This window comes from Thiomicrorhabdus cannonii, from assembly GCF_013391695.1.
GTDB lineage: Bacteria > Pseudomonadota > Gammaproteobacteria > Thiomicrospirales > Thiomicrospiraceae > Thiomicrorhabdus > Thiomicrorhabdus cannonii.
Genome location: NZ_JACBGH010000002.1, coordinates 58,383 through 78,016, shown reverse-complemented (window position 1 = coordinate 78,016; position 19,634 = coordinate 58,383). Strand labels below are relative to the sequence as shown.

Sequence of the window (19,634 nt, the reverse complement as noted above, 5' to 3'; positions counted from 1 at the left end):
GTTCAATCGTTAGACGGTCAAACGGGCTATACAATGGAAATTGTCACAAACAGATTCTTGCTTCGCGACTTCGCCGATAGTGACATCCTTGAGTTCGAGAAATATCACATCTACCCGCGTTCTCTAGAATTTTATGGTACTGAGGAAGCCAAGCCAGGGCACGCTCGTGGATTGATCGCGCTCTTCCAATCTTGGGCAGCGGAACAACCGCGTCTTAATTATCAGCTTGCCATCATTCAACGGAAAGCGCCGCATGCTCTTATTGGGTGCGGTGGAGTTCGATGTGCAGGCATGGAGCCAGGCACAGCAGAACTGGGTATTGAGTTAGCTCCAAAGTATTGGGGCCGTTACGGGTATGCCGCCGAGATATTGCACGCCTTAATCGACTACGGTTTTGGTACGCTTGGGCTTCAAACGATCCATGGTCTCATTGTAAGCGCAAATTCACGCGTGGCACGTTTGGTGAGTGCGTTTGGAGCGACGGCGGCAACTTTGCCAACTCCGGCTTGGATGTCCGCCAAGGGGTGGACTCAAGTCGAATGGACGGTCACCAGACAGCAATGGGAGAGTGGTTGTCTAACATTGCGTTCGAGAGGGACGCGCCAAAAAGCGGCGCGCCCCTCAATTTAACGTTATGTTTTAAAAGAAGGTTTTAATGGCAATAAAAATAATTGACTGCCACATTGAAAATTGTGGAACTGGAATTAGTTCGTCTAGTGATGTTGAGCTGGATATTTCTGGTACTAAAATAATTGCTTGTAAAAAAGCTATTGAGTTGAGAGACCCTCCTAGTGTTTTGGATTCTTTAGGTTTACCGGCTGACACCCCAACAGAGCTTTTAAAAGAAGTTCTAGAAACATTATTGAAAACTGAAAGCAAAACGCCTGTGCAATCGGCGGAAATAATTTCAAAAGCATCGTTGTTTGAATGGCTTGGAGGCATTGCTAATTCTTCATCGATTTTATCTAATTTGATTGCATTGCAACAAAATGGATTGGTTCAGCAAGTACTTAACTTACTACCAAAATAAAAAACATAACAAGTCGCTCAAGCGGACTGTGCTAAAGCTCAGCTCGCTTAGCTTAGTCGTTAGAGCGCATAGCACAGCAATTTGGCACACATACAGTTAACTACAGGATAAAGGTTAAATTATGCCGAGAGATATTAATCAGGGATTTAATGACTTCCATAACAAACTCAAAACTTCTGCTGTCGAAACGGAAGCCGCCAAGTCTCATAGAAGCTCAATAGAAGCCTGCCTAAAGAACAACTTTGGGCTGAACCGCTTTACACGAATTGGCTCTTTTGGGAATGGAACCAACATTAACTCGTATAGCGATGTGGACTACTTGGCATGCCTACCAACCAGTGCGCTAACAGAAACATCAACAGCATCACTTGTAAAAGTTAAAAATGCACTGGATGCCCGTTTCCCCAATACTGGTGTAAAAGTGAGCACACCAGCTGTGGTTTGCCCGTTTGGAACTTACAAGTCTGAAGATACGGAAGTTGTTGTTGCTGACTATAGAAGGGAAGAAAGCGGGTTCAAGGTCTATGAAATTGCGGACGGCAATAATAGCTGGATGGAGGTGAGCCCTGATGCCCACAACCACTATGTATCAACGGTTGATAAAAAGCATGGCGGAAAAGTCAAGCCACTTATCCGCTTTATAAAGGCTTGGAAGTATTACAGAGACGTTCCCATTAAATCTTTCTATTTGGAAATGAGGGTGGCTAAGTATGCTGATGACGAGTCCAGTATCGTCTACGACATAGATGTGAAAAACATTCTGGCAATGCTGAGGGACAACGAACTAGCCGCCATGCAAGACCCTATGGGCGTGGCAGGATATGTTTATCCATGTAAGTCAGACACCCTTAAACAGGATGCGCTATCCAAACTAAAAACTGCTGCTACTCGTGCAGAAAAAGCACGAGAGTCAGAAGCGAACGGAGATACTAAGACGGCTTTTGATTGGTGGCGCCTACTCTATAACGATAATTTCCCTACGTACTACCTATGAGCATCGTTCAAAGACAAGAAATGCCTCAGAACATTGAGCTTCTGGCTGCACAGAGAAATATTTATTCAAGGGCAAAGAACATCATTGGGTTTCAAATGATGCTCAGTGTTCCTATCGCTATTTTTGCTGCGATCGTAACGATAGTGAAGCCGGAACTAAAGGGTTACGTGGCGCTCTGGGGTATCTTGGTTGTTGTGTTTGATCTGTTTGTCTTCACACCTTGGGTAAAAAAGTTGCGGGACAACGCAGCTAGGATTCAAGAGGTTTTTGATACCAAGGTTTTAGGGCTCGATTGGAATGAAATTTCCGTTGGCAAGAGGCCAGACCCTGAGCTAGTCCATGAAGAAGCGGAAAAGCACGGTATGAATGAGGCGAAAATTGCTGGTTTAAAAAAGTGGTATCCGACGATCATAGATACTGTTCCCGAAATCTACGGAATCATCATTAGTCAGAGATCCAATGTTTGGTGGGATGCAAGAATGAGAAGGACGTACGCTCTCTTTATCCGTGTCATCCTCGTTTCTATTGCGCTTGGATTAGTTGGCTATGGGCTTTATGAAAAAAAGGATATGTTTGAATTCTTAGCCTACATTGTTGCACCGCTGGCGGCAACCTATGTCTTCGGCTATCGCCAAATGATGGAACACGGTGATGCTGCAGATAGGCTAGATAAGCTGAAAGAGCTTTCCGAGAAAATTTGGTCCGATGCAATAGCAGGCAAAGACACTGTCACGCTGAAGTCAAAATGCAGGACACTGCAAGATCAGATTTTTGAGCATAGGAGGAAAAATCCTCCTATCTTTGATTTTCTGTTTAGGTGGTTCAGGGATGGAAATGAAGTACTAATGAACAAAGGGGCAGAAGCTCTGGTGAATGAGTATGCTCAGCGTTCTTAGAAGTTGTTCGATATGCTCTAACAATCACATGCACTCGGACAGCAAAAAGCGCCGCTCGTTCCTCGCTCTGCTTTTTGCTTCCGGTGATGTGAGGCGTTATGCATAGGTATCAATTTGAATAACAAAGATTTCTTTCAAGTTTTATATGGTAGTGAAGACTTTTGTTCTGAATTGGGCCGTGTTGTTTTAGCAGCGGGTAAACTCGAAGCATTATTAATTCAGGCAATCCGTTCAGAAGGTAAAGTCATTAATCAAAAATACGCCACACTTGGTAGCCTAATTAAGCAACTTGAGAAACATGAAAGGTTAAAAGCCTTAAAACCGCATTTAGAAATGCTCACGAAACAAAGAAATTATCTAACTCACAATATTTATTCACTTGTATTCGGGCATATAGATGAAACTATTCTCGAGGCAAATAATTTGATTGAATCAGAAGTCCTTACTTATAAAGAAAGGGCATATATATTGTGTGAAAACTTAAACTTTATGGCTCAATTAATTGAGAAAGTTCAGCAAAATCATGTATGAAGAGTTGTTTTCAATTTGGGTGCCTTGGCATGAGCGTAATTCACTGGATGGCGCTAAGTACCCTGGGATATATATCGCTGCAATCTCAAATGAGAATATCGCGGGTGAGTCATTTGGGTGGATACCGGAGATAATTTATATCGGAATGACCAATTCAGTTTCTGGGTTAAAAGGCAGGCTGAAACAATTTGATAATACAATTGCTGGGAAATCAGGGCATGGTGGAGCTGATAGGGTTCTATATAAGTACCAAGATTACGAAGAATTAACATTAAAATTATACATTTCAGTTAGGTCGTTTTCATGTGATGTGAAATCAAATCATCCTACTGATTTACGGATAATGGGCATGGTCGCAAAGTTTGAGTATGACTGCTTTGCGTATTTTGTTGAGAAATTCGGTGAACTACCAGAATTCAACAATAAGAAGAAATCGCCAAAATACAGTTTAGCTTTCGGTCGGAGCAATGGCGGCTAACGAGCCGCTGAGCATTGGTGTTATGTCCCGAAAGCAATAAGTGCAGCAATCGTGAAAGGTAAAGCATGATTCACCGAATTCTGGACCAATCAAAACAAAAAGAGGTGGGAGAGCTATTCACTTCTGTATTCACCTCATCAGAGGGCGAAATGGAAGGAAGGCTGATTGGTAACCTTTCTTCGCAGTTGGCATCAAACATTGATGATAATGAAATAATCTGTTTCGGCGTGTATGAGAAAGAAACCCTTATTGGCTCTATATTCTTCACTCGCCTTCGGTTTAGTCAGCCTATTAAGGTTTACATGCTTGCCCCGGTTGCAATAAGCGCTGAACATCAGGGCAAAGGCATCGGGCAGGCGCTAATCAATTATGGTCTTAATGAACTCAAAAAACGTTCTGTTAATGTGGCTGTCACCTATGGTGATCCGGCCTTTTATTCAAAGGTGGGATTTCAGCCGTTGTCGGAAAATCTCATTCAGGCTCCGCTGAAGCTTTCAATGCCTTTTGGCTGGCTTGGTCAATCTTTAACGGGCGAACCCATTCCAACTATTAAAGAACGTCCAGGCTGTGTTGCAGAATTCAATGACCCGGTGTATTGGTAAACAAAAGAACATAACAATTACATGCATTCGGACAGAAAAAAAGCGCCTTGGTTTAACCTCGGCGCTTTTTTATTGGGCAAGTTTTGAACGCTTTTTGATCAGTCGTCCAAATTACCGCACTTGAGGTTGCCCGGAACCGAAATATCGATGCGTTTCGGGTTGGGCAGGTTCAGGTTATCCATAATCGTGCAGAAATCCTGATAAGGTTTGTTTTTGCCGACACGCGTATTGAACTGCTTCTCTTCACCGATGGTGGACTGGGTAAAACCTTTGTAGTCGTGCGCCGGGAACACCATGGTGTCTTCCGGCAAGCTGAACAGTTTGTTTGTCAGCGAGTCGTACATGCTTTCGTTGCTGCCCAATTGGAAGTCGGTACGGCCGCAATCGCGCACCAACAGGGTGTCGCCGGTAAAAGCCGCGCCGTCGATCAAATAGGTGATGTCTGTATTGGTGTGGCCGGGCGTGTGCAATACGCGGATTTCCTGTTCGCCCAGTTTGAAGACATCGCCTTCAACCGCCAGAATGTCGGCGCACTCCGAACCGGAGTTCTTATGCACGACGATTTGCGCGCCGGTGCGCTTGCGCAGCGGGCCGGCAGCGGTGATGTGGTCGGCGTGGATGTGGGTTTCCAGCAGGTATTTGACTTTCAGTCCCAGTTCTTCGATGTGCTGCATATCACGTTCCACCTGTTCCAGCACGGTGTCGATGATAGCGGCTTCTTTGGTGGCTTCGTCCCAAAGCAGGTAGGTGTAAGTCCAAGTGTCGTAATCGAAGAGTTGACGGATTTTCATAAGCAAAGACCTTTGGCGTTGTTTGTTATAATAGGCTCAGCTTATAAAGCATAAGATTGGTTTATAAGCATATAAGCAATTTCTAATGCTTTCCATTATCCAGTTTTAGTGTGTGACGTCAAGACGCGGTATTAATGAAATTTCCCAATGATAATAATCAATTACTCCTATTGCTGGAGCAGTGTGCGCTAAAAGACCGTTTTCGTCTGCAGCGCGATTACCCGCGTTTGCGTGGCTTGCTTGCCGCGGAAAATGAGAATGCGTCAAACCAGGCAGAGCAATGGCTGCAACGCGTTGCAGCCTCTCAGGCGTTGGTCGAGGCGAATCGTCAGGCGGTTCCCAAGCGTATTGAATACGATGCCGCCTTGCCGGTGGCGGCCAAAAAAGACGAACTGCTGGAATTGATCAAGCACCATCAGGTGGTGGTGATTGCCGGTGAAACCGGTTCTGGCAAAACCACGCAGATTCCCAAAATCTGTCTGGAAGCCGGGCAGGGTGTGTTCGGGCGCATCGGTTGCACGCAGCCGCGGCGTTTGGCGGCGCGCAGTGTAGCCGAGCGTCTGGCGGAGGAGCTGGGTTCGAGTCTGGGGCAGTTGGTGGGTTATCAGGTGCGTTTTCAGGATCAGGTGCACGAGCAGAGTCTGATCAAGGTGATGACCGATGGGATTCTGCTGGCCGAAGTGCAGAACGACCGCTACTTGAATCAGTACGACACGATTATTATCGACGAGGCGCACGAGCGCAGCATCAATATCGATTTTCTGCTCGGCATTCTCAAACAGTTGCTGCCCAAGCGTCCCGATCTCAAAGTCATTATTACCTCGGCGACCATCGACACGCAGCGTTTTGCCGACCATTTCACCCTTAACGGCGTGCGTCCGCCGGTGGTGGAGGTCTCGGGGCGCACCTATCCGGTGGAGGTGCGCTATCGTCCGTTGGCGAGTTACGAGGACGATGCCGGCAATGAAATCGAGCAGGATATTCCCACCGCCATTGCCGATGCGCTGGAGGAGCTGTCGCACGAAGACCCGTTTGGCGATGTGCTGGTGTTTCAGGTGGGCGAGCGCGATATCAAGGAAACCGCCGAGGTATTGCGCAAACGCAACCTTAAAAACACCGAAATCGTGCCGCTCTACGCGCGTTTGTCGCTGGCAGAGCAGAACAAGGTGTTTCAAACTTCGCAGAAGCGCCGCATTATTCTGAGCACCAACGTCGCCGAAACCTCGCTGACGGTGCCGGGCATCAAATATGTGATCGACCCCGGTCAGGTGCGCATCAGCCGTTACAGCGTCAGAAGCAAGGTGCAGCGCCTGCCGGTCGAGAAGATTTCGCAGGCCTCGGCTAATCAGCGTAAAGGGCGCTGCGGGCGCGTGTCCGAAGGGATTTGCATCCGCCTCTATTCCGAGGAGGATTTCAACGCCCGTCCTGCATTTACCGATCCGGAAATCCACCGTACCTCGTTGGCGTCGATTATTCTGACAATGACGCAGTTGAAGTTGGGCGAGGTCAAGCGCTTTCCGTTTATCGAGGCACCGACCGACAAGGCGGTCAACGACGGTTTCCGCCAGCTGCACGAACTGGGGGCGCTGGACGAGAAGCGCCGTTTGACCGAGGAGGGGCGGCAGATCGCCAAGCTGCCGGTCGATCCGAGCATCGCCAAGATGATTCTGGAGGCGCAGAAAAACAATGTGCTGGCCGAAGTCTTGGTGATTGCCGCGGTGTTGAGCATTCAGGACCCGCGCGATGTCAACGAATCGACCCTGCAGGCGGCGCGCAACGCGCATAAGCAGTTTGAGGACGAGCGTTCCGATTTTCTGTTTTTCCTCAATCTGTGGCACTTCTACGAGCACCAGCGTCGTCATTTGAGCCAGAGCAAGCTGCGCAAGCTCTGCAAGACCAACTATCTTTCTTATATGCGCATGAAAGAGTGGCACGAGCTGTTTATGCAGCTGGAAGTGAGTTTGAAACGCAGCGGCATCCCCATTCCGGTATTGCATCTGTTCGAGGAGGTCAAGCAGGGCAAAGAGGTCAAGGAGCGTTTGAGCGACTTGCACAGCATCAATGTGCACCGCTCTTTGCTGGCCGGCCTGTTGGGAAATATCGCCATGCGCGACGACGATAAAGGCTATCTGGGCGCGCGCAATACCAAGCTGTTTATCCACCCAAGTTCCACGCTCTTCAAACAGAAACCCAAATGGCTGCTGTCGGCCGAGCTGGTGGAAACCACCAAACTCTATGCGCGCACCAATGCGGCCATCGATGTGCTGTGGGTGGAACCGCTGGCCAAACATCTGATCAAACACAGTTACCAGGATCCGCACTGGCAGCGCAAGAGCGGGCAGGTGGGGGCGTTTGAGTCGGTCACGCTGTTCGGTTTGCCGATTGTGAACCGCCGCCGCTGCAACTACGGGCCGATCAACCCCGAAGAGTCGCGCAAGCTATTCATCCGCCACGCGCTGGTGGAAGGCGAGATGAATTCGCACGCCAAGTTTTTCAAGCACAACCGTCAGCTGATCGACGAGATTGAAACGCTCGAGAACAAACTGCGCAGGCCGGATTATCTGGTGGACGAGCAGGTGCTTTACGATTTTTACGACGCGCGCATTCCGGCCGCTATTTACAACCAACCGGCGCTGGAGCGTTGGCTGAAAAAATGTGATGCGGCCGAGGAAAAGGCGCTGTATCTAACGCGCGAGCAGTTATTGAAGCAGAGTGTCGGCGCGGATATTTCGCAGGCTTTTCCCGATCAGATCAAAATCGCCAACGGCCTGCCGCTCAAGCTGGACTATGTTTTTGAGCCGGGCAAGGCGCGCGACGGAGTGATTTTTCAGATTCCGCTGCACAGCCTGAACCGCATGCAGGAAAAGTCCTTTGAATGGCTCACGCCCGGTTTTTTGAAAGAGAAGATTGCTTTTTATATCAAAGCGTTGCCAAAACAACTTAGAAAACAGTTTGTGCCCACGCCGCCCGTGGTGGAGAAGGTTTCGCAATGGATGCAAGCGCAGAATACGGATGGCAAAGGCGATTTTATGGTCTTGCTGGTGCAGGGGTTGAACCGTTTGGCGGGCCAGAAAATCAGCAGCGACGATTTTGGCGAGGTGGCGCTGCCGAGTTATCTGCGCCCGTATTTTATCCTGCAGGACGAGAAGGGACAGCAGATTGCCGAGCATGATTCGTTGGCGGCTTTGAAGGCGCAATATCAACATCTGGTGGACGAAAAAATCCAGCAGCAGAGCCAGCGCGACGAGCGTTTTGAACAGCGTGAAGTGACCGCGTGGGATTTTGGCGATCTGCCCGACAAACAGCGTCTTAAAGGCAAAGGGCATGAGCTGGTCGCCTATCCCGGGTTGCAGCTGCAGGACGGTGCCATTGTGCTGACCCTGTCGGCGGATATTGAGCAGGCACAACAGGATCATGCGGCCGGGGTGTTGGCGCTGTTGCAACTGACGTTGCACGACAAGATCAAGTATCTGAAAAAGCAGTTGCCGCTGCAGAAGGCCTGTTTGGTGTATGCGCCTTACGGCACTTGCGAGAGTTTGACGATGCAGGTGATTGAACGTGCCTTGAGGCAGCTGGTGCCTGAACCGCAAGCCATCCGCACGCAGGCGCAGTTTGAACAGGTCTGTGAGCTGTTGCGCGGCGAATGGGTCAATCAGGCGCAGCAGATTGCCAAACTGGTCAATGAGGTACTGGTGGAGTTTCAAAAGGTCAATAAACAGACCTCGGGGCGCGTCAATCCGCGCTGGTTGGCGTCGATGGGTGATATTAAGGCACAGTTGGCCGCTCTGATTACGCCGAACTTTGTCGCCCAGACGCCCGACCCGTGGCTGGCGCAGTTGCCGCGTTATCTGGCGGCGCTGCAGAAACGCCTGGAGAAAATCGACCAGGATCCGAACAAGGATCAGGTCGCCATCCGCCAGATTCAGCCGCTATTGGATGCCTATATCGAGGTGGCGGAGAATGCAGCCTACCGTGACCACTCCGGCCTGTTGGAAATCCGCTGGTTGATCGAAGAGTTGCGTATTTCACTGTTTGCCCAACCGCTCAAAACCCTGCAGCCGGTATCCTTGCAACGTCTGCAAAAACAGTTGAAAGCCTTATGAACTGGATGTTAACCACAGAGGCACAGAGACACTGAGAGGATTAGAAGGTAGATTTGTAATGTATAAAATTTTTATAAATTCTCTGTGCCTCGGTGTCTCTGTGGTGAATAAAACATGATGACCAGTTTGCCGATTACACCTTTATTACCGCAGGTTTTGGAGGCCGTGGACGCGCATCCCAATGTGGTGTTGCAGGCCGAGCCGGGGGCGGGTAAATCGACCGCCGTGCCCTTGGCGTTGCTGTTGTCTGACTGGTTCAACGCACCGCAAAACGCGGGCAAAAAGATCGTCATGCTGGAGCCGCGGCGTTTGGCGGTGCGCAGTCTGGCGAACTATCTGGCCAAACAGTTGAATGAGCCGGTCGGTGAGCGCGTCGGTTATCAGGTGCGTAACGAGCGTAAAGTCTCCGCCAAAACGCGCTTGGAAATCGTCACCGAAGGGATTCTGACGCGCCGCTTGCAAGCCGATCCGGAACTTTCGGATACCGCGCTGGTGATTTTTGACGAATTTCACGAACGCGCCCTGCAGGCCGATTTGGGGCTGGCTTTGTGTCTGGATAGTCAGGCGGCGTTGCGTGACGACCTCAAGCTGCTGGTGATGTCGGCCACCATTGACACGCAGGCGGTCAGCACGTTTTTGGACGGGGCGCCGGTGTTGTCATCGCAAGGGCGCAGTTTCCCGGTGGAAACGGTTTATGCGAGCCAGCCGCTAAATGTTACGGCACACTTTAAATTCGATCTGTTGCCGCGTTTGACGCAGATGATTCGCAGCGCTTTTGCCAATACCCAAAACGATATGCTGGTGTTTCTGCCGGGACAACGCGAGATTCTGCAGACGCAGGAGGCCCTAACGGAGTGGGCGGCCGCAAACCGGATGGTGGTGACACCGCTGTATGGCGGGCTGAAGCCCGACGAGCAGGATCGTGCGATTCTGCCGGATGCAAACGGCAAACGTAAAATCGTGCTCACCACCAATATCGCCGAAACCAGTTTGACCATTGAAGGCATCGACTGTGTGGTCGACAGTGGTTTGAGCCGCAAAGCGCTGTTTGATGTGAATAGTGGCATGACGCGGTTGGAAACCGTGCGTATTTCCGCCGCCTCGGCCGAGCAGCGCAAAGGCCGTGCGGGGCGTTTGCAGGCCGGGCAGTGTTACCGTTTGTGGACGGAAACCCAGCAAGGTCAGTTGCAGCCGTTTGACCCGGAAGAGATTCGCATTGCCGATCTTTCCGGGCTGTGTCTGGAATTGGCGCTATGGGGCGTGCAGAACCCGGACGACCTGCGTTGGCTGACACCGCCCCCGGTTGCCCATTTTGAGCAGTCGCGCAGTCTGTTGCAGAGTTTGACATTGCTGGATGATAAAGGGCGTTTGACGGCGTTGGGCCAGCAGGCGGTCAGTTTTGGCAGCGAGCCGCGTCTGGCGCGTTTGCTGTTGGCGGCGGTTGAACAATCCGATGAAATTAAGGTCTTGGCTTGCGATATCGCCGCGTTGTTAAGCGAACGCGAACTGTTGCGTCAGGAGCGCGTGCAGGACGTCGGTGCTGATCTAAGCGCACGGCTATTGGCGCTGCAAAGTTACCGCCGCAACCGTAAACAGGGACAGCAGGAGGGCGTGATGGCGCCGGTGGCGGAACAGGTTTTGATGAATAGCCGCAACTGGCAGCAACGCTTGCTCAAAGCGGCAGGTACCCGGCCTGTTGAGTTTTCATTGGACTTTTTGCAGCAGCACGTCGGACTTTTGCTGGCGCAGGCGTTTCCCGACCGTATCGCCCTGCGGCGTGCCCATACCGACGGCGGCGAGCGTTATCAGTTGACTAACGGCAGGGGCGCGCTGTTGAAAGAGGGCGATGTGCTCGGGCGCGAAGCCTGCCTGGTGGTGGCGAATATTGACGGGCAGGCGCGCGAAGGGCGGATTTTTCTGGCCGCACCTTTGGAGAAGTCGCAACTGGACGGGCTCTTTGCCGAACGCATGACGACACGCGCCTATTACCGTTATGACGAGAAACGCCGGGAGATTGTCGGCAGCGAGCAGCGCCGTTTGATGGCATTGGTGCTGGACGAAAAACCGTTGGACAAACCCGATATGGCGGCATTGCAAGCCTGTCTGCTGGATTACATTAAGACCCAAAAAGGCGCGGTTTTGCCGTGGACGGAAACTCAACAGGCCGGGTTGCAGCGGATGCGCTGGTTGGCGGGTTACGCGCCCGAGGATGCACGTTGGCCGGATGTGAGCGAAGCGTGGTTGCTGACTAATCTGGAGATTTGGCTGGCGCCGTTTATGGCGGGTGTTGCCAGTATCAAGGCGTTAAAAAACATAGACTTGAAGTCGGCTTTGAATCATCTGTTGAGTTATGGGCAGTTGCAGGTTCTGGAGCGCGAAGCGCCCGAATTTTATGTGGCGCCTTCCGGCAAACGGGTCAAAATCCGTTATGCCGAGGGGCAGAACCCGACGGTGTCGGTGCCATTGCAGGAGTTGTTTGGCGAGCTGACCTCGCCGCGTTTGGCGTGGGGCAAAGTGCCGCTGACGTTTGAGTTGCTGTCGCCGGCGCAGCGGCCGATTCAGGTGACTGCCGATCTGGCGAATTTCTGGCGGACCTCCTATTTTGACGTGGCCAAGGAGATGCGCGGCCGTTATCCGAAACACCGCTGGCCGGATAAGCCGCTGGAAGAGAAGGCCGGGCGTTCGATTAAACCGCGTGGCTGATGGGATAAGTGTAAGGAGACAAAATGCAAAGACACAGTAGCCTATTGTTGTTGCTGGCTTGGGGGATGAGAGCCATTGGGCTGTTCGCCGGGCTGGTATGGGAGCCATTATGGTTTGCGCGTTTTGGCAGCATGGTGGTGCTGTTTGGGGTCATGAGCGAATATGTGCTGATGCACGGCGAATTCGATCTGCTCTATCGGCGTTTGGATAAGCTCGATGTGGGGGAGGATATTCCCGATCTTTCACCCTCCAAGTGGTATCGCAAAAAAGTCTGGCTGTCGCACTTTACCGTGATTGGCGGTACCTTGATCTGGGGATTTGGCGACCTGATGATTTAAATGCGTTAAAACTTTTACCTTAAGTCGTTATTTTTGCATAATGAAAGTAAGCCATACGGCTTAATTAAAAGGAAGAGGGTAGGAAACATGAATAACGTAATGAAATCCGGGCTGAAATTGAGTTTAGCCTCGCTGTTTGCAGTAGGGATGCTGGGTGGTTGCTCCAGTGATGAAGATTCGCAGGCGCCGCAGGGATCGCAAAGCAGCAGTGGCGTGACGGCGCCCGCGCCGAGCCAGCCGAAAGTGGCGGACGTAAAACCGGCTGAACCGGTGGCGATGCCTAAGATGGAAGAGGCTGAAAAGGCCGTGGCCGATAAGGTCGAAGAGGTCAAGCAGCAGGCCGAAAGCGAAGCGGCCAAAGCGGTGGCGTCGGCTAAAACCGGTTCGATGGTGTATAACACTTGCGTGGGGTGTCACGGCGCCGGCGGTGAAGGCGGGGTTGGACCTAAGTTGGCAGGTCAGGCCAAAGACGATATTGTCATGAAACTGGGCAAATACAAAGCCGGCGAGCAGGTCGGGCCTATGACGGCCATGATGCAACCGATCGCGTCAGGCATGAGTGATGAGGATATCACGCTGGTGGCGGATTACATTGCCACGACCTTCAAATAATTGATTCGATTTCTTCTTGGTGAAAACCGTCGGTGGGGAGTGATCCACCGGCGGTTTTTTTATTGGTGCGGTTTTTTTCTGTTGTGGAAACAGGTATTTACAGGCTGTTTTTCAGACGGTTTTTCGCTTCGATCCACTGCCCCATATACTGCGTGCTTTTGTGATGGTGATGGTTGAGCATCAGTCCAGTAAAGTAGCTTTTTCTATGCGTGGGCAGGTTTTCCAGTAACGCCTGAATACGCCGCAGCAGGTTTTCGCCACTGTCTATTCGGCAATATTGTTCGGTGCCCTGTTGCCGTGCAGATTGACTCGCGCGTTGCCAATCGCTGGCATTTTCATAGAGCGTGACGGCCTGTTGGACAAAGCTTTCGACGGTGCTGGCCACCGCGCCTGGCCATTCCTTGTGTTCAGGTTGCATCGCCTCGGCGCCGATTGGCGTGGTAATACTCGGCGTACCGCAGAGCATCGCTTCGGCCAGTTTGCCTTTAATGCCGGCGCCGAAACGCAGAGGGGCGAGCAGCAGGCGGGCGTCACCGATGACCTGCATGGCGTCTTTGGCCCAGCCTTTAACGATAAACCCCTGTTTGGGATTATGCAGGTCGGTGACTTTTTGTGACGGGTAAGCACCGTAAATATGCAGTTCGGCTTGCGGCAGGCGGGTGCGGATTTTGGGCCAGAGTTCGGTTTTGAGCCATAAGACCGCATCCCAGTTGGGGGCGTGGCGGAAATTGCCGATAAACACCATTTGCTGGCGTTCTTCAAATTTTTTGGGGGCCGCAGCGGGCTGATTGTACAGAAACGGCAAGGTAAACAGGTGGCCTGTCGGGATTTGGAAGGCCGTTTGCAAAAGCTGGCTTTCAAACCCCGAAATCATCAGCGTCAAATCGCAACGGGCGATAGCGGCGACTTCACGCTGGGTGTTTTCGGTCGTGGCCATCAGATCATAGAGGGTTGTGGCGTCTGACTGCCAAAGTTCGGCCAGGTCGAAACCGGGCTGTTTCAAACGCTGTTTAAGACGGTTTTCGCGCGCCTGACGCAGGCTATGCAGGTCTTCGGTATTGAGAATGCGCAGTGCATCCGGGCAAGCCTTGGCAACGCGCCAGCCGAATTGTTCTTCCATCATAAAACGGTCAAAGATCACCGCCTGCGGATTGAGTTCGCTGACAAACTGGTCAAAACTGGCGTGGTTGAGTTGAATCTGACACTCTTTGACTCCCAGGCCGTGCAAGTCGTAGCGGTGTTCGCTCAGGGCGGCGGGTGAGGCGAATACCACCTGCCAGGCATGGCGGTGGAAGAGTTCAATCAGCTGCAACATGCGTACGCCGGCGGCGGAGGAGTTGGGTTCCGGCCACACATAGCCGATGAGGAGGAGAGTCTTGTTCATGGAATCTTGCGGTTAATAATGTCGCTATAGTATAAAGCCTTGGGGCGTCCAGGCGTGATAAACTGGCGCACTTGAGTTTGGCAACGGCGTTCTTATATAAGGTAAGTGCGCTTTGGAGGAATAGAGATGCAAAAACAATGTTTAGCTTGGTTGAAAGCAGGTGCCTTGATGACGGTGCTGTTGGTGCCAGCGGTTTCACAGGCTGGTATGTGGGCGGATATTAAGGAAGACGCCGCCAACGCGTGGGAAGGAACCAAGGAAACCGCTCGCGATATCAAGGAAGAGGCCAAAGAAAGCCTTGAGGAAGGCAAGGAGAAAACAGAGCCTTTGACCGAAAAACAGACCTATAAGGATGCCTGGGAAAGCACCAAAGAGGGTGCCAAAGAGGTGTGGTCCGATACCAAGGCCGGCGCTAAAGAAGTCTGGCATAACATTGTGGGTGAAGAGAAGGAGTGAGCCGGATGCGTCTAGGTGTTTTGTGGGGTGTGTTGCTGGCGGCCGTGCTGGCGGGGTCAGGTTGCGAAAAAGTGACCAACAGTGCCAAGAACTTGCAGTCTGACTGGATCGGGCTGGACCGCACCGTTGAAATCTACAGTTGCCAGACCGGCAAACTGCTGAAAGTCTACAAGGGCGATATCCGCCTCAATCCCGAAGACAATTACGGTGCTTCCTTGTTGGTGAACGGTAAAAAGCTGCACACCAATCTGTGTTATATTATTGCCGAAAAAGGGGTCAAGGAAGAGCCGATTGCCCAGCCTCCGGTAGATTTGAATCGATAAGTGTGGTGTATGGCATTGTCTGCCGTCGCACCTGTAATGGTAAAGTTGCTATGAAAACAGTTGTAATGAAATTAAGTGGCGCGGTGCTTTTGGGTGTTGCCGCCGTTGCTTTGAGCGGATGCTCGACCGCCCAGATTAAAGAGGTGGATAAAGAGACCTTTTATCTGACCGAATACTACAGCGAGCCGGTGAGCGGTTTTGACAGCTGGTCGCTGCGCCGTCAGGCCAAGGAAGTCTGTCCGACCGGTTACCGTTATTTGCTGCGCACCGCCGGCAAACCGTCGGAATTTGCCAAGCAGCATTTTGAATGCGTGAGCGGCAAGGATTGTAGTTATGCTTTGGAGTGGCGCATTCAATGCTCCGATCAGCCGCAAGAGAAGTTTTCGATTTTCGGTAAGAGCTAAGTGTTGCGCACGCAAAATCGTTTTTGAAAATGAACAGGCCGGGTAGGTGGCAGCTTACCCGGCCTGTTCGCTTTTAAAATGGCGCTCTTTGTTTTCAGGCATAAAAAACCCGAGTCCTATTCGGCTCGGGTCTGTTACAAAGAGGGTTGCCTAGCTAGGGATTAGTTCAGCAAATCTTTCTTAACAACATAAAGCGTATTTTGGTCAATCGTGCCGTTGGAATCCAATACTTTTTGCTCAAGCTGGTTGCTAGACGCCCAAGTAGCGAAGTCATCATCGTTAATCACACCGAGCGTGTTGTTATCAATAATCCACAGTCCTTCCATCTTGTCATGTGGATACTGCACTTCCGCAACCATATCGACCACTTCCGTTTTGGTCACTGGCACAATGCCTTCTGTAGCCAAAGCATCCCAGTCAGAAATTTCTTCCAACGCTTTACCGTTTACGGTTAAACCAATCGTTGCGTCTTGGGCAAGATTGCCGCCGTCTGCTACCGTTTCAAGATTGGTCGCATCGGTTATATCAATACGATAAACTTTTTTCATTGCAGTAGGTTGTGCGGCACCATTGTCCGGACCACCGTTCAGGAATAGCCCGTCACGTTCGATGACCAAGAATTGGTGATCATTTAGAGCGGCAATTTCAGAGTTGGCGTTTTTGGCGATTTCTTGTCTGTAAAGATATTGACCAATCTCTTGGGTATCCAGATTGATGGTCACGATACGTATCAGGTTGAAATTGGTCACCGCTGCTTTGCTTGGGTTATATAGCGTCGACTGCATCATGCCGACCAGCGTTTTTCCGTCAGGCGTTACCGTCAAACCTTCCATGCCGCGGTTGGCCCAGCGGTTAGCAAATTCAGCCGGAAGATTGATTGATACGCGCGTATCAGCAGTAAATGGGTTGATACGGTCAATTTCTTTACCGTCAGCGTCAAAATGTACGATATGCGGGCCGTATTCATCACTCACCCAGAAAGTGCCGTCAGCTATAGCGACCAGCCCTTCCGAGTCCAAACCGTAATCGTCGGTTTTTGTCGGGTTAGTTGCGGCATCGTAAGCTTGAGTCGGGTCTTGGAGGATAGGGCTGCCAGACGCGTCATAAGGAATTTCATTTGTGCCGCCCAAAGTGCTGCTGTTAGGCAAGCCGGTAATTGGTGTTCCGTCAGGTTGCTTCATCAGAACTTTTTTAACCAGGCTGATTTCACCGTCAGTACCTACCTCAAACAAACCGATAGTCGGGGTATAGTCTGGCGTTGGAAACATTTTCCCCTTACCTAAAGATCCGGTGTAGTCAGCGTTAGGGCCGCGGTCAGTCATTGCATAAAACTGGTTTTTATTGGTTGGATGCGGCGCCATTGATGAACCATAACCGCCATTACGGATTTCAAAAGGCATTTGAGTGTTAAAGTCTGTAATATCTGCGCGCAGGATAGAATAGGGCAAAGTGGCTCCTGATGGTGAGATTTGATCGATCGGATCAATTGCAGTGGTTGTGTCATCACATCCAGCCAACAAAGTGGTTGCTAAAATCGAAGCGAGTATCGCGGTACGTTTAAACATCTTCTTTCCTTATAAGTAAATGACAGTAAAAAAAATTGGAAAAGGTATTTAAATGCTGAATACTGCGTATATGTATGAAACATTTTTTAATTAAATATGACACGTACTCTAGCTATGCGTTGTCGATCGGCTCTTATCCGCCACAAGACTGGTAAACCCGCTTATGTAAATCTCAACAGGTTGGGTAACGGTTGATTCCTACCCGGCCTGTTCAGTTTTGGAAGCGCGATTTCTGAAAATTCTAAAAAGTCGCTAAATCTGCACTTTGGCGCTTCACCCGTGGAGTGCTAGATGGTAAAGTTTGGGTTTTCAAACAGGCGCAAGGATTCGATTTGTTTATCCATACACTTTGGTTACTGGCACTGAGTGGTTTGGCATGGTGGCAATCCGAACAGATTTTACATTGGCCTGCCGCTTGGCTGAGTCTGCTCGATTATGCGCCTTACGGCATCGTTGCCGTCGGTCTGTTTGTCGGCGTTTTCCTGAATCGCATCCGCCCTGTGGCGATTCTGCTGGTGCTGGCGCTCAGTACCTTCGCCTTCAACTATTACGCGGCGATTCAACCGCGCACGCCTGACATCCCCTTTTTCTTTGTGTTGCTCGGTTTGGCTTTGCCGTTAAATCTGTTTTTGTGGCTGTTCTGGCCGGAACGCGGCGTGCGCCATTGGGGATTTAATCTGCTGACACTGGCGGTTTTGGTGCTGCAGATGCCGTTGTTGCAGAGCTTGGTGTATGATTTGCCGCCGCACTGGGTTGAGCAGCTGAGTGCGCCGATCAGCCAGGATCCGCTGTTTGTCATCCACATGCCGATGGTGACCACGGTGGTGGCGATTGTGCTGCTCAACCTGATGGTGGTGCGCATGGCGATGATGCGCAAGCCCAAGGTGTTGGATCAGGTGGTGCTGTTTGTACTGGTGTTGATGGCCTATGCCCTGAATAATCTCGCCATCCCCGAGTTGTGGAACTGGATGGCGACGATCGCCGCCCTGATGGTGGTGCTCTCTTTGGTATTTGATGTGCATCAAATGGCCTATACCGACGAACTCACGGGCATGGCCGGGCGCCGTGCGCTGTTTGAGTCCTTTATGGGGTTGGGGCGCAGCTATACGGTGGCGATGGTGGATGTGGACCATTTCAAGAAGTTCAACGATACTTACGGCCACGACATTGGAGATTTGGTGCTGCAAACGGTGAGCCGCGTGTTGAGCGGTGTGGGCGGTGGCGGTAAGGCGTACCGTTTTGGCGGCGAAGAGTTCAGCGTGGTGTTTGCCGGAAAAACCCCGGAACAGGCCAAGCCGGTTCTGGAGGTGCTGCGTAAACAGTTGGAAACGACCGAACTCAAGTTCAAACATCACGGCAAGGATACCACGACCAAAGTCACCGTCAGTATTGGTGTGGCGGAGCGCAACGCCAGTTTTAAAACGCCCGAAGAGGTTATAAAGGCAGCCGACCAGGCGCTCTATCAGGCCAAGGAGGCCGGACGAAACCGTGTGGTCGTATTTGGTGAAGTTAAAGAAGTAGCAAAAGGACAGAAAAGTGCCAGAATCCGTAAACGCAAAGCCTAATTCAATTACAAACATTCCGCCGCTGGTGGGTGAGCATAGCGACGTGGAGATCCGTTTCAGTTTGAAATTGCTGGACGGTACTTTGGTCGAAGAAACCGAAGGCGACGAAACCTTTCGTTTCACGATCGGCGACGGCACCTTTTTGAATAAGCTGGACGAGCTGTTGATCGGTCTGGAGGTGGAAACCACCGGTACGTTTACGCTGCCGCCGGAACAGGCCTTTGGTCAGCCCGATCCGGCCAATCTGCAAACCATGCCGCGCAGTGATTTTCCGGCGGATATGGAGTTGCAGGAAGGCTATGTAATCGGTTTCCATACGCCGGTCGGCGAAGAGATCCCGGGCAAGGTGCATGCGTTGACTGAGGATGAAGTGGTGATTGATTTCAACCATCCGCTAGCCGGGCATACGGTGGTGTTTCAGGCCACGATTGTGGCCATTCACTCATAAGCCTGAATGGGAAGAGTCGCGAGTTATTGCTGGCTTTGCTGCTGTTGATGATATTCGCGCATATGGCCTTCACTGCAAAAGGTGTGTTGGCCGTCAAAAAACGCTTCGGACTGCGGCAGGTGAATGCCGCATAGCGCGCAGCGCACCATCGGTTCTTCGGCGGCGGGTTCTTCTTGCTGCTTTGCGGCTTTGATTGCTGCCTCGCGGTTCTTGGCGCGAATTTCAATAATGCGGTTCAGGGTGAAACGCACCAGCAGAAATACCAGAATCACAAACAGTAAAAACGTGATGGCTCTCATCAGGGCGTCCATTTCTATGAATTGTTGATGCAATCATTGTCCAAAAAACATAAAATAAAAGCAATTTTTATCTCAGTTAAAGCGTTTTTTATTCCCGCCTGTTTGTGTAGAT

General features: G+C 51.1%; 20 protein-coding genes. 16 read left to right on the top strand and 4 right to left on the bottom strand.

The features are described from left to right. Window positions 1-33 precede the first annotated feature (33 nt). From HZ297_RS03505 to HZ297_RS03475, 7 genes are all read left to right on the top strand, one after another. Window positions 34-630, top strand: a complete 597-nt coding sequence (locus tag HZ297_RS03505; RefSeq protein WP_178861610.1) for a GNAT family N-acetyltransferase — start codon at window positions 34-36, stop codon at window positions 628-630. A gap of 25 nt (window positions 631-655) precedes the next feature. Beyond that, a complete protein-coding gene (locus HZ297_RS03500; RefSeq protein ID WP_178861609.1) occupies window positions 656-1,030 on the top strand; it encodes a hypothetical protein in 375 nt (124 codons plus the stop codon). A gap of 121 nt (window positions 1,031-1,151) precedes the next feature. Further along, on the top strand, window positions 1,152-2,024 hold the full coding sequence (locus HZ297_RS03495) for an SMODS domain-containing nucleotidyltransferase (protein ID WP_178861608.1): 873 nt from the start codon (window positions 1,152-1,154) through the stop codon (window positions 2,022-2,024). Continuing rightward, entirely contained in the window at window positions 2,021-2,920 is a 900-nt protein-coding gene (locus tag HZ297_RS03490; protein ID WP_178861607.1) for an S-4TM family putative pore-forming effector, read from the top strand. The genes HZ297_RS03495 and HZ297_RS03490 overlap by 4 nt, the downstream gene beginning before the upstream one ends. Window positions 2,921-3,034: 114 nt before the next feature. Continuing rightward, on the top strand, window positions 3,035-3,451 hold the full coding sequence (locus HZ297_RS03485; RefSeq protein ID WP_178861606.1) for a hypothetical protein: 417 nt from the start codon (window positions 3,035-3,037) through the stop codon (window positions 3,449-3,451). After that, window positions 3,444-3,929, top strand: coding sequence for a hypothetical protein (locus HZ297_RS03480; RefSeq protein WP_178861605.1), 486 nt, complete (start codon window positions 3,444-3,446; stop codon window positions 3,927-3,929). The genes HZ297_RS03485 and HZ297_RS03480 overlap by 8 nt, the downstream gene beginning before the upstream one ends. Window positions 3,930-3,994: 65 nt before the next feature. Further along, entirely contained in the window at window positions 3,995-4,531 is a 537-nt protein-coding gene (locus tag HZ297_RS03475) for a GNAT family N-acetyltransferase (RefSeq protein ID WP_178861604.1), read from the top strand. 98 nt (window positions 4,532-4,629) lie between these two features. Here HZ297_RS03475 and HZ297_RS03470 read toward each other — a convergent pair whose 3' ends face one another. Further along, complete coding sequence (locus HZ297_RS03470; protein WP_178861603.1) at window positions 4,630-5,322, bottom strand: MBL fold metallo-hydrolase; 693 nt, start codon at window positions 5,320-5,322, stop codon at window positions 4,630-4,632. A gap of 134 nt (window positions 5,323-5,456) precedes the next feature. Between HZ297_RS03470 and hrpA the strand changes: the two genes are divergently transcribed. From hrpA to HZ297_RS12015, 4 genes are all read left to right on the top strand, one after another. Beyond that, complete coding sequence (gene hrpA, locus HZ297_RS03465) at window positions 5,457-9,425, top strand: ATP-dependent RNA helicase HrpA (RefSeq protein WP_178861602.1); 3,969 nt, start codon at window positions 5,457-5,459, stop codon at window positions 9,423-9,425. Window positions 9,426-9,539: 114 nt separating this feature from the next. Then, window positions 9,540-12,128, top strand: coding sequence for an ATP-dependent helicase HrpB (hrpB, locus tag HZ297_RS03460; RefSeq protein WP_246261609.1), 2,589 nt, complete (start codon window positions 9,540-9,542; stop codon window positions 12,126-12,128). A gap of 23 nt (window positions 12,129-12,151) precedes the next feature. Then, window positions 12,152-12,466 (top strand): hypothetical protein, encoded by a 315-nt coding sequence (locus HZ297_RS03455; RefSeq protein WP_178861601.1) that lies wholly within the window; start codon window positions 12,152-12,154, stop codon window positions 12,464-12,466. 87 nt (window positions 12,467-12,553) lie between these two features. Further along, the gene (locus tag HZ297_RS12015) at window positions 12,554-13,078 is read left to right on the top strand and encodes a c-type cytochrome (protein ID WP_246261608.1); all 525 of its coding nucleotides are present in this window, start codon (window positions 12,554-12,556) and stop codon (window positions 13,076-13,078) included. Window positions 13,079-13,175: 97 nt separating this feature from the next. Here the strand turns inward: HZ297_RS12015 and HZ297_RS03445 are convergent, their stop codons facing one another. Next, the gene (locus HZ297_RS03445; RefSeq protein ID WP_178861600.1) at window positions 13,176-14,462 is read right to left on the bottom strand and encodes a glycosyltransferase; all 1,287 of its coding nucleotides are present in this window, start codon (window positions 14,460-14,462) and stop codon (window positions 13,176-13,178) included. 126 nt (window positions 14,463-14,588) lie between these two features. Here HZ297_RS03445 and HZ297_RS03440 point away from each other — a divergent pair, with 126 nt between their 5' ends. The 3 genes from HZ297_RS03440 to HZ297_RS03430 are packed head-to-tail and all read left to right on the top strand — an operon-like array spanning window position 14,589 to window position 15,645. Then, window positions 14,589-14,918 carry a hypothetical protein gene (locus tag HZ297_RS03440; protein WP_178861599.1) on the top strand — a complete coding sequence of 110 codons (330 nt, stop codon included), beginning with the start codon at window positions 14,589-14,591 and terminating at the stop codon, window positions 14,916-14,918. Window positions 14,919-14,923: 5 nt separating this feature from the next. After that, window positions 14,924-15,241, top strand: coding sequence for a hypothetical protein (locus HZ297_RS03435; RefSeq protein WP_178861598.1), 318 nt, complete (start codon window positions 14,924-14,926; stop codon window positions 15,239-15,241). A gap of 50 nt (window positions 15,242-15,291) precedes the next feature. Further along, window positions 15,292-15,645 carry a hypothetical protein gene (locus HZ297_RS03430; RefSeq protein WP_178861597.1) on the top strand — a complete coding sequence of 118 codons (354 nt, stop codon included), beginning with the start codon at window positions 15,292-15,294 and terminating at the stop codon, window positions 15,643-15,645. Window positions 15,646-15,806: 161 nt separating this feature from the next. On the opposite strand, the gene HZ297_RS03425 is transcribed toward HZ297_RS03430, so the two are convergent. Beyond that, on the bottom strand, window positions 15,807-17,210 hold the full coding sequence (locus HZ297_RS03425; protein ID WP_178861596.1) for an esterase-like activity of phytase family protein: 1,404 nt from the start codon (window positions 17,208-17,210) through the stop codon (window positions 15,807-15,809). Between the two features lie 332 nt (window positions 17,211-17,542). On the opposite strand from HZ297_RS03425, the gene HZ297_RS03420 reads away from it, so the two are divergent. Both HZ297_RS03420 and HZ297_RS03415 read left to right on the top strand, forming a co-directional pair. Further along, the gene (locus tag HZ297_RS03420) at window positions 17,543-18,775 is read left to right on the top strand and encodes a GGDEF domain-containing protein (RefSeq protein ID WP_178861595.1); all 1,233 of its coding nucleotides are present in this window, start codon (window positions 17,543-17,545) and stop codon (window positions 18,773-18,775) included. Next, window positions 18,747-19,223 carry an FKBP-type peptidyl-prolyl cis-trans isomerase gene (locus HZ297_RS03415; protein ID WP_343034759.1) on the top strand — a complete coding sequence of 159 codons (477 nt, stop codon included), beginning with the start codon at window positions 18,747-18,749 and terminating at the stop codon, window positions 19,221-19,223. Before HZ297_RS03420 ends, HZ297_RS03415 begins: the two co-directional genes overlap by 29 nt. A gap of 23 nt (window positions 19,224-19,246) precedes the next feature. Here the strand turns inward: HZ297_RS03415 and HZ297_RS03410 are convergent, their stop codons facing one another. Continuing rightward, window positions 19,247-19,522 (bottom strand): PP0621 family protein, encoded by a 276-nt coding sequence (locus HZ297_RS03410; RefSeq protein WP_178861594.1) that lies wholly within the window; start codon window positions 19,520-19,522, stop codon window positions 19,247-19,249. Window positions 19,523-19,634: the final 112 nt, after the last annotated feature.